General features: G+C 73.1%; 10 protein-coding genes. 9 read left to right on the top strand and 1 reads right to left on the bottom strand.

Going from position 1 to position 8,453, the window contains the following annotated elements:
- Nucleotides 1–8: 8 nt before the first annotated feature.
- From ACZ4E1_RS32575 to ACZ4E1_RS32550, 6 genes are all read left to right on the top strand, one after another.
- The gene (locus tag ACZ4E1_RS32575) at nt 9–1,097 is read left to right on the top strand and encodes a segregation and condensation protein A (RefSeq protein ID WP_467546341.1); all 1,089 of its coding nucleotides are present in this window, start codon (nt 9–11) and stop codon (nt 1,095–1,097) included.
- Entirely contained in the window at nt 1,094–1,726 is a 633-nt protein-coding gene (scpB, locus tag ACZ4E1_RS32570; RefSeq protein ID WP_467546299.1) for an SMC-Scp complex subunit ScpB, read from the top strand. The genes ACZ4E1_RS32575 and scpB overlap by 4 nt, the downstream gene beginning before the upstream one ends.
- 11 nt (nt 1,727–1,737) lie before the next feature.
- On the top strand, nt 1,738–2,877 hold the full coding sequence (locus ACZ4E1_RS32565; protein WP_467546297.1) for a pseudouridine synthase: 1,140 nt from the start codon (nt 1,738–1,740) through the stop codon (nt 2,875–2,877).
- A gap of 104 nt (nt 2,878–2,981) precedes the next feature.
- Complete coding sequence (locus ACZ4E1_RS32560) at nt 2,982–3,776, top strand: NUDIX hydrolase (protein WP_467546295.1); 795 nt, start codon at nt 2,982–2,984, stop codon at nt 3,774–3,776.
- Nucleotides 3,773–4,798 carry an ADP-ribosylglycohydrolase family protein gene (locus tag ACZ4E1_RS32555; RefSeq protein ID WP_467546293.1) on the top strand — a complete coding sequence of 342 codons (1,026 nt, stop codon included), beginning with the start codon at nt 3,773–3,775 and terminating at the stop codon, nt 4,796–4,798. Before ACZ4E1_RS32560 ends, ACZ4E1_RS32555 begins: the two co-directional genes overlap by 4 nt.
- Nucleotides 4,795–5,589: a nucleotidyltransferase domain-containing protein gene (locus tag ACZ4E1_RS32550; RefSeq protein WP_467546291.1), complete on the top strand. Its 795-nt coding sequence runs from the start codon at nt 4,795–4,797 to the stop codon at nt 5,587–5,589. The genes ACZ4E1_RS32555 and ACZ4E1_RS32550 overlap by 4 nt, the downstream gene beginning before the upstream one ends.
- Here ACZ4E1_RS32550 and ACZ4E1_RS32545 read toward each other — a convergent pair.
- Nucleotides 5,569–6,258, bottom strand: a complete 690-nt coding sequence (locus ACZ4E1_RS32545) for a nucleotidyltransferase domain-containing protein (protein WP_467546289.1) — start codon at nt 6,256–6,258, stop codon at nt 5,569–5,571. The genes ACZ4E1_RS32550 and ACZ4E1_RS32545 overlap by 21 nt on opposite strands.
- Nucleotides 6,259–6,357: 99 nt before the next feature.
- Between ACZ4E1_RS32545 and ACZ4E1_RS32540 the strand changes: the two genes are divergently transcribed.
- From ACZ4E1_RS32540 to ACZ4E1_RS32530, 3 genes are all read left to right on the top strand, one after another.
- Nucleotides 6,358–6,804 (top strand): YidB family protein, encoded by a 447-nt coding sequence (locus ACZ4E1_RS32540; RefSeq protein ID WP_467546287.1) that lies wholly within the window; start codon nt 6,358–6,360, stop codon nt 6,802–6,804.
- Between the two features lie 138 nt (nt 6,805–6,942).
- Complete coding sequence (gene aroH / locus ACZ4E1_RS32535; protein ID WP_467546285.1) at nt 6,943–7,305, top strand: chorismate mutase; 363 nt, start codon at nt 6,943–6,945, stop codon at nt 7,303–7,305.
- Nucleotides 7,302–8,387 (top strand): prephenate dehydrogenase, encoded by a 1,086-nt coding sequence (locus ACZ4E1_RS32530; RefSeq protein WP_467546283.1) that lies wholly within the window; start codon nt 7,302–7,304, stop codon nt 8,385–8,387. Before aroH ends, ACZ4E1_RS32530 begins: the two co-directional genes overlap by 4 nt.
- Nucleotides 8,388–8,453: the final 66 nt, after the last annotated feature.

The raw sequence follows: 8,453 nt of genomic DNA, 5'->3' as shown, positions 1-8,453 counted from the left end.
CGGATGTCGTGGGAGCGGTGGCCGCGGAGTCCGCGCCCGAGGCCGTCGCGGAGGCGGATGTCGCGGAGCCTGCGCCAGTCCCCGAGTCCGGGGTGGCCGTAGAGCCGGATGTCGTGGGAGCGGTGGCCGCGGAGTCCGCGCCCGAGGCCGTCGCGGAGGCGGATGTCGCGGAGCCTGCGCCAGTCCCCGAGTCCGGGGTGGCCGCAGAGCCGGATGTCGTGGGAGCGGTGGCCGTGGAGTCCGCGCCCGAGGCCGAGGGTGGTGCGGACGACGGGAAGTTCACCGTTCGGCTGGCGAACTTCGAGGGGCCGTTCGACCTGCTGCTGCAGCTGATCGCCAAGCACAAGCTCGATGTCACCGAGGTCGCGCTGTCCAAGGTGACCGACGAGTTCATGGCGCACCTGCGGGCCCTGGGGCCGGACTGGGACCTGGATCAGACGACCGAGTTCCTGGTCGTCGCCGCGACCCTGCTGGACCTGAAGGCGGCGCGGCTGCTGCCCGCCGCGGAGGTCGAGGACGAGGGCGATCTCGCGCTGCTGGAGGCGCGGGACCTGCTGTTCGCGCGGCTGCTCCAGTACCGCGCGTACAAGAAGATCGCGGACATCTTCAGCGCGCGGTTCGACGACGAGGCGCGGCGCCACCCGCGTACGGTCGGCCTGGAGCCGCACCACGCCGAGCTGCTGCCCGACGTCGTCATCAGCATCGGCCCCGAGGGCTTCGCGAAGCTCGCGGTCAAGGCGATGCAGCCCAAGCCGAAGCCGCAGGTCTACGTGGACCACATCCACGCCCCGCTGGTCAGCGTGCAGGAACAGGCCGGGGTCGTGGTGGCGCGGCTGCGCGAGCTCGGCGAGGCCAGCTTCCAGGACCTCGTGGCCGACACCGACGACACCCTCACGGTCGTGGCCCGCTTCCTCGCCCTGCTCGAGCTGTACCGGGAGAAGGCCGTCGCCCTGGACCAGGAGGCCGCGCTCGGCGAGCTCCTGGTGCGCTGGACGGGCGGCGAGGGCGGGGAGCAGCCCGTAGTGACGGACGAGTTCGACCGGGCGCCGGAAAGTCCGGAGGAACCGCGTGGAGAGCAGCAGGAGGAGGCCGTATGAGCGCCGGAACCGAGGACGGCGTGGCGGGGCTCGATCTCAAGCCCGCCCTGGAGGCCGTCCTCATGGTCGTCGACGAGCCCGCCACCGAGAAGCACCTGGCGAAGATCCTGCAGCGGCCGGAGCGGGCCGTCGCGGACGCCCTGCGCGCCCTGGCCGACGAGTACACCGTCCAGGGCCGCGGCTTCGAGCTGCGCCCCGTGGCGGGCGGCTGGCGCTTCTACACCCGGCCGGAGTACGCGGCGGCCGTCGAGGGGTTCGTGCTCGACGGGCAGGTCGCGCGGCTGACCCAGGCCGCTCTGGAGACGCTGGCGGTCGTCGCGTACCGCCAGCCGGTGAGCCGTTCGCGGGTCTCCGCGGTGCGCGGGGTGAACTGTGACGGGGTCATGCGGACCCTGCTCCAGCGCGGTCTTGTCGAGGAGGCGGGCGCGGAACCCGAAACAGGTGCGATCCTGTACAGGACGACGAACTACTTTCTGGAGCGGATGGGCCTGCGCGGCCTGGACGAGCTCCCGGAGCTCGCGCCCTTCCTCCCCGAGGCGGACGCGATCGAGGCGGACACGCTGGAAGGGGTCCCGTCGTTCGACCCGGACGCACCCGATGCGCCGGGGTACGAGGACGCAGTCGACTAGACGGAAATTTGATGCGAAGCAGCAGCGGCAGGAACAGCAGCGGAAACAACGGCGGGAGCCGTGGTGGCAACAGCGGCGGCCGCGGCGGGAACGGCGGCGGACGCGGTAACTTCCGCGGCGCCGGCAACAACCGCGACGACAAGCAGGGCGGCAGCGGAAGCGGCCGTCCGAAGAAGCCGCGTCCCGAGGAGCGGCGTTACGACGTGGGCCCCGGCGGCACGCAGGACGGCCCGAAGACGGGCCGCGGCGCGTCCGCGCGCGGCGGTGCCAAGGGCGGCCCCAAGCGCGGCCAGCAGTCCTCCACGGGCCGCGGGCGCTGGGTCCCGGCGACCTCGCGCGAGTACGAGGCGCGGGCCGAGGAGCGCAACCGCGAGCGCTACGCGGGCAAGCCCAAGGTGAACCTGCCCAAGACCTTCCCCGGCGCCGAGCAGGAGGGCGAGCGGCTGCAGAAGGTGCTCGCCCGGGCCGGATACGGCTCCCGGCGTGCCTGTGAGGAGCTCGTCGAGCAGGCCCGTGTCGAGGTCAACGGCGAGATCGTGCTCGAGCAGGGCATGCGCGTCGACACCGAGAAGGACGAGATCAAGGTCGACGGTCTGACCGTCGCCACGCAGTCGTACCAGTTCTTCGCGCTCAACAAGCCGGCCGGTGTCGTCTCCACGATGGAGGACAACGAGGGCCGGCAGTGCCTCGGGGACTACACGAACAACCGTGAGACGCGGCTGTTCCACGTCGGGCGCCTCGACACCGAGACCGAGGGCGTCATCCTGCTCACCAACCACGGCGAGCTGGCGCACCGGCTGACCCACCCGAAGTACGGCGTGAAGAAGGTCTACCTCGCGCACATCGTCGGCCCGATCCCGCGCGACCTGGGCAAGCAGCTCAAGGACGGCATCCAGCTGGAGGACGGGTACGCGAAGGCGGACCACTTCCGCGTCGTCGAGCAGACCGGCAAGAACTACCTGGTCGAGGTGACCCTGCACGAGGGCCGCAAGCACATCGTGCGCCGCATGCTGGCCGAGGCCGGGTTCCCGGTCGACAAGCTGGTGCGGGTGGCCTTCGGTCCGATCACCCTCGGCGACCAGAAGTCCGGCTGGCTGCGCCGCCTGTCGAACACCGAGGTCGGCATGCTGATGCAGGAAGTCGACCTCTAGGCCGGACAGACCCCGCAAGCGGCGACAGGTCCGCGGCAGGGCTTGTGAGCGACGACCCTCTCCCTTTAAGGTCAGGTAGACCAATAACGGGAGGGGGTCGCCGCATGCCCGGCACCGACACACCGGTCGCGCCCAGCGCACCGGCCTACGACAAGCACGCCTACGAGCCCTTCGCCGTCACCGTCGATCTGGCCGTCTTCACCATCCGCTCCGGCGCCCTGCACATCCTGCTCGTCGAGCGGGGCCAGGAGCCCTACGCCGGACGCTGGGCGCTGCCCGGCGGCTTCCTGCGGCCCGACGAGTCCGCCGAGGCCGCGGCCCGGCGCGAACTCGCCGAGGAGACCGGGCTCGACGACGTGGCGGGCCTGCACCTGGAGCAGCTGCGCACCTACAGCGACCCGCGGCGCGACCCCAGGATGCGGGTCGTCTCCGTCGCCTTCGCCGCGCTCGTCCCCGACGCCCCGCAGGCGCACGGCGGCGGCGACGCGGCCCGCGCCGCCTGGGTCCCGTACGGCGGTGCGGACACCGGCGCCCACGGGCCGCTCGCCTTCGACCACGACCGGATCCTCGCCGACGCCCACGAGCGGATCGGCGGCAAGCTCGAGTACACCTGCCTCGCCACCGCGTTCTGCCCGCCCGAGTTCACCCTGGGCGAGCTCCGCCACGTCTACGAGGTCGTCTGGGGCACCGAACTCGACCCCGCGAACTTCCGGCGCAAGGTCCTCGCGACGCCCGGCTTCGTCGCCCAGATCCCCGGCGCCTCCCGGCTCACCGGAGGCCGCGGCAAACCCGCCGCGCTCTACCGAGGGGGCGGCGCCGACTCGCTCCACCCGCCGCTGCTGCGCCCCGCACCCGAGCCCGCACCCGAGCCCGCTCCGACGGAGGGAACCCGACGATGACCGCCCCGACCAAGAACACCGCCACCGGGTCCCTCGTCGGCCTCGCCCTCGGCGACGCGCTCGGCTTCCCGACCGAGTTCAACGACGTCCCCTCGATCCTCGCCAAGCTCGGCCCCTGGCGGGACATGGAGCTGCCCCGGCCGCTGGCCCACATCACCGACGACACCCAGATGGCGCTCGCCGTCGCCCGCGCCCTGCGCACCGGCATGGGCCGCGGCACCCTCGGCCCGAAGCGGTTCGAGCGGCCACTGCGCGAGGAGTTCGTCGACTGGTACCACTCGCCCGACAACAACCGCGCGCCCGGCAACACCTGCCTCACCGCCTGCCGCCTCCTGGACAGCGACCGCCGCTGGCAGCAGGCCACCCAGATCCACTCCAAGGGCTGCGGCGCCAACATGCGGGTCACCCCGCTCGGCCTCGTCCCCGGGCTGAGCGACGCCCAGCGCTCCGGCGCCGCCCAGTTGCAGGCCGCGCTCACCCACGGCCACCCCACCGCCCTCGCCGCGAGCGACCTCACCGCGCGGGCCGTCCAGCTCCTCGCCGAGGGCGTCGACCCCGCCGGCCTCGTCGGACAGCTGCGCTCCCACGCCCTGCGCAGCCGCACCGTCTACCGCGAGGACTGGCTCGGCGACCTGTGGCGCGGCTCCCAGGACCCCGACCCCGAGCACTTCGTCACCCGCGGCTGGGACGAGTGCCTGGCCGTGCTCGAAAGGCTCGAAGCGGCCCTGCGGGACGCCAACCCCGAGGTCGACCCCTGCCTCGTCACCGGTGCCGGCTGGATCGCCGAAGAGGCCCTCGCCACCGGCCTGTTCTGCTTCCTGCTCTTCGTCGACGAGCCCGTCCTCGCCCTGCGCCGCGCCGCCTGCACCTCCGGCGACTCCGACTCGATCGCCGCCCTCACCGGCGCCTTCGCGGGCGCCCACCTCGGCACCGACGCCTGGCCCGCGGACTGGGTCGAGCGCGTCGAGCACCGCGACGAACTCCTCGCGATCGGCGCAGCCTGGGACGGAGGCACCCTGTGACCGCCCTCCCCGACGCGACCGCCCTCGCCGACGCCGGACTCCCCGAGGGCGCCGACCTCACCGCGATCGTCGCCGACCAGACCGACCCGCTGCTCTTCGCGACCGTCTCCGGCGCCCACCTGTACGGCTTCCCGTCCCGCGACTCCGACGTCGACCTGCGCGGCGTCCACCTGCTGCCGCCGCAGGCGCTCGTAGGACTGCGTGAACCGGACGAGACGCGCTCGCGCATGTGGGACAAGGACGGGATCGAGATGGACCTCGTCACGCACGACCTGCGCAAGTTCGTCCGCCTGATGCTGCGCCGCAACGGCTACGTCCTGGAGCAGCTGCTCTCGCCGCTCGTCGTGCACACGAGCCCGGCGCACGCCGAACTCGTCGCCCTCGCGCCCGGCGTCCTCACCCGGCACCACGCCCACCACTACCGCGGCTTCGCCGGCACCCAGTGGCGGCTCCACGAGAAGACGCGTGAACTCAAGCCGCTGCTCTACACCTTCCGCGTCCTGCTCACCGGCATCCACCTGATGCGCACCGGCCGCGTCGAGGCCCATCTGCCCACCCTGCTCGACGCCGTGGACGCCCCCGGCTACCTGCCCGAGCTGATCGAGGCGAAGGCCGCCGCCGAGCACGGCGGCACCGACCTCGCGTCCGAGCGGGCCGCCGCCGACATCGAGGCGCTGCACGCGGACCTCGACGCCGCGCAGGCTGCGAGCACGCTGCCGGACGAGCCCGGCGCGTACGACGCTCTGGACGATCTGATCGTCCGGGTGCGTCTAGAGGGTCTCCAGCGCTGACGCCCGTCGGGTCCGGACGAGGAAGTCCTCGACCCGGGCCCGGTCCGGCTCCGCCGGCAGCGGGGTGTGCGCCGCAGCCTCCTCCGCCTGCGCCGCGAGCGCGGCCATCCGGCGCTCGACCTCCGGCCACGGCACCTCGCCGCGCTTCACCGCGAGCAGCTCCTCCCGCTGCGCGCTCACGTCGATCACCAGCTCCCCGGTGCGCAGCAGATCGCGGCACGAGGTCAGCAGGCGCAGCAGGTGCATGGCGTGCTTCCAGCGCGGGGCGCCGTGCGTGCGCACGTCCGCCTCCAGCTTCTTGCGCTGGCCGAGCGCGTACCGGGCGAACGTGTCGTGCGCCTGCCGGGACAGGAACGCGTCGCGCAGGCCGAGCAGTTCACGCCCCGTGTCCGTGATCCGCTCCACGAGCGGCGAGTGCAGACACTCCAGCACGTTCGGGTTCGCGCGCAGCGCCAGCGAGCAGAACCGCTCCAGCTCCCAGGAGAACTGCTCCTCGGCCGGCCCGTCCACATGCGTCGGCGGCTTCTCGAAGCGCCAGAACAGCGGCGTCGGCGCCAGGAACACACCGCGCCGGTCCGTGTCGCTGCCCTCCGTGGCCAGCCCGAAGGCACGCGAACCCATCACGCACGCGTACACCGTGTGATCACGCACCAGCCGCTCCGGTTCCATGACCGGAGCCTACGAGCGCCGGTCGCACCGAGTGGCGGCAGGGGGCGGCCCGGGTGACATTGAGGTGGTCGTCTGCGGCACACCGAAAGGCACAAGGTCATGGCAGGAATGGATCTGGGCGGTCTGCTCGGCGGACTCCTCGGCGGAGGCGGACAGGGCGCGGCGGGCGGCGGAGGGGGCGGGGCCAACGTCCTCGGCTCGCTGCTGCAGAGCGTGCTCGCGGGGAAGAGCGGGGGAGGCGCGGCCGGCTCCAACCCGCTGGGCGGCCTGATGGACATGATCACGAAGTCCGGCCTCGGCGACCAGGGGCAGCTCGACTCCTGGATCGGCACCGGCGACAACCAGCCGCTCAGCCCCGAGCAGGTCCGGCAGGCCGTCCCCGACGAGACCCTCGACAAGGTCGCCGCCGAGGCGGGCGTCAGCCGCGACGAGGCCGCCCAGCAGGTGGCCAGGCAGCTGCCGCAGGTCGTCGACCGGCTCACCCCCGACGGCCAGGTGCCCTCCGGCGCCTCCCTGGAGGACCTCGTCAAGGAACAGCGCCTCTGACCCTCGTACCCACGCCCCCGGACGCGCGGCGCCCGTCTCGACAGACGGGCGCCGCGCGTTCCGTCGCACCGGCCCGATTACGCTGGGCGATGGCAGAACGTACGCAGGATGCGGTTCGCAGGATCAAGGAGTGACACGGTGGCGGTACGAGCGGTCCGGGGCGCGGTCCAACTCGAACGGGACGACGCCGGGCACATGGAGGAGCAGGTCGCCGAGCTGCTCACCGCCGTCCTGGAGCGGAACGGGCTGACCGGGGACGACCTGATCTCCATCTGGTTCACCGCCACCCCCGACCTGCACTCCGCCTTCCCCGCGGCAGCCGCCCGCGGCCTCGGCATCGTGGACGTCCCGCTGATCTGCGCCCAGGAGCTCGACATCGCCGGCGCCATGCCGCGCGTCGTCCGCCTCCTCGCGCACGTCGACACCGAGCTGCCCAAGTCCGAGGTCGCGCACGTCTACCTCGGCGCCGCGTCCGCCCTGCGCAAGGACATCGCCCAGTGAGAACCGCACTCGTCATCGGCACCGGCCTCATCGGCACCTCCGCCGCCCTGGCGCTCGCCTCGCGCGGCGTCACCGTGCACCTGGAGGACCACGACCCGGACCAGGCCCGCACCGCCGCCGCACTCGGCGCCGGCAGCGCCGAGGCCCCCGAAGGCGTCGTCGACCTGTGTCTCGTCGCTGTGCCGCCCGCGCACGTGGCGCAGCAGCTCGCCGACGCCATGCGGCGCGGCGTCGCGCGCGGCTACCTCGACGTCGCCAGCGTCAAGGGCGGCCCGCGCCGCGAGCTGGAGTCCCTCGGCCTCGACCTCACCGCCTACCTCGGCACGCACCCCATGAGCGGCCGCGAGCGCAGCGGCCCGCTCGCCGCGACCGCCGACCTCTTCGAGGGCCGGCCCTGGGTGCTCACCCCGACCCGGGACACCGACACCGAGGTCCTCAACCTCGCCCTGGAACTGGTCGCCCTGTGCCGGGCCGTGCCCGTCGTCATGGACGCCGACGCCCACGACCGGGCCGTCGCCCTCGTCTCGCACATGCCGCACCTCGTCTCCGGCATGGTCGCCGCCCGCCTGGAGAACGCGGAGGAGGCCGCCGTCCGCCTCTGCGGCCAGGGCATCCGCGACGTGACCCGCATCGCCGCCTCCGACCCGCGCATGTGGATCGACATCCTCTCCGCGAACCCGGGCCCCGTCGCCGACCTCCTCACCGACCTCTCCGCCGACCTCGACGAGACCGTACGGGCGCTGCGCGCGCTCCAGTCCTCCGACGACGACAAGCGCCGCGAGGGCGCCGACGGCGTCGAGACGATGCTGCGCAAGGGCAACGCGGGCCAGGCCCGGGTCCCCGGCAAGCACGGCGCCGCCCCCGCCGCGTACGAGGCCGTCGCCGTCCTCATCTCCGACCAGCCGGGTGAGCTCGCTCGCATCTTCGCGGACGCCGGCGCCGTCGGGATCAACATCGAGGACGTGCGGATCGAGCACGCGACCGGGCAGCAGGCCGGTTTCATCCAGCTCATGGTGCAGCCCGCCGCCGCGCCCAAGCTCGCCGCCGCGCTGCGCGAGCGCGGTTGGGCCATGCGCCAGTAAGCGGTGGCGGTCAGGGCGCCAGTAAGAGTCGCTTCTCGGAGCCAGTAACCTTGTGCGGGGCGTGTC

This window comes from Streptomyces sp. NPDC025806 (assembly GCF_055558275.1).
The sequence above is the reverse complement of the archived record's forward strand: the minus strand, read 5'-3'. Positions and strand labels throughout refer to the sequence as shown.

Coding starts and splice junctions, on each gene's coding strand:
- scpB (WP_467546299.1), top strand. CDS start 1,094: ATGAGCGCCGGAACCGAGGACGGCGTGGCGGGGCTCGATCTCAAGCCC.
- ACZ4E1_RS32565 (WP_467546297.1), top strand. CDS start 1,738: ATGCGAAGCAGCAGCGGCAGGAACAGCAGCGGAAACAACGGCGGGAGC.
- ACZ4E1_RS32560 (WP_467546295.1), top strand. CDS start 2,982: ATGCCCGGCACCGACACACCGGTCGCGCCCAGCGCACCGGCCTACGAC.
- ACZ4E1_RS32555 (WP_467546293.1), top strand. CDS start 3,773: ATGACCGCCCCGACCAAGAACACCGCCACCGGGTCCCTCGTCGGCCTC.
- ACZ4E1_RS32545 (WP_467546289.1), bottom strand. CDS start 6,258: ATGGAACCGGAGCGGCTGGTGCGTGATCACACGGTGTACGCGTGCGTG.
- ACZ4E1_RS32540 (WP_467546287.1), top strand. CDS start 6,358: ATGGCAGGAATGGATCTGGGCGGTCTGCTCGGCGGACTCCTCGGCGGA.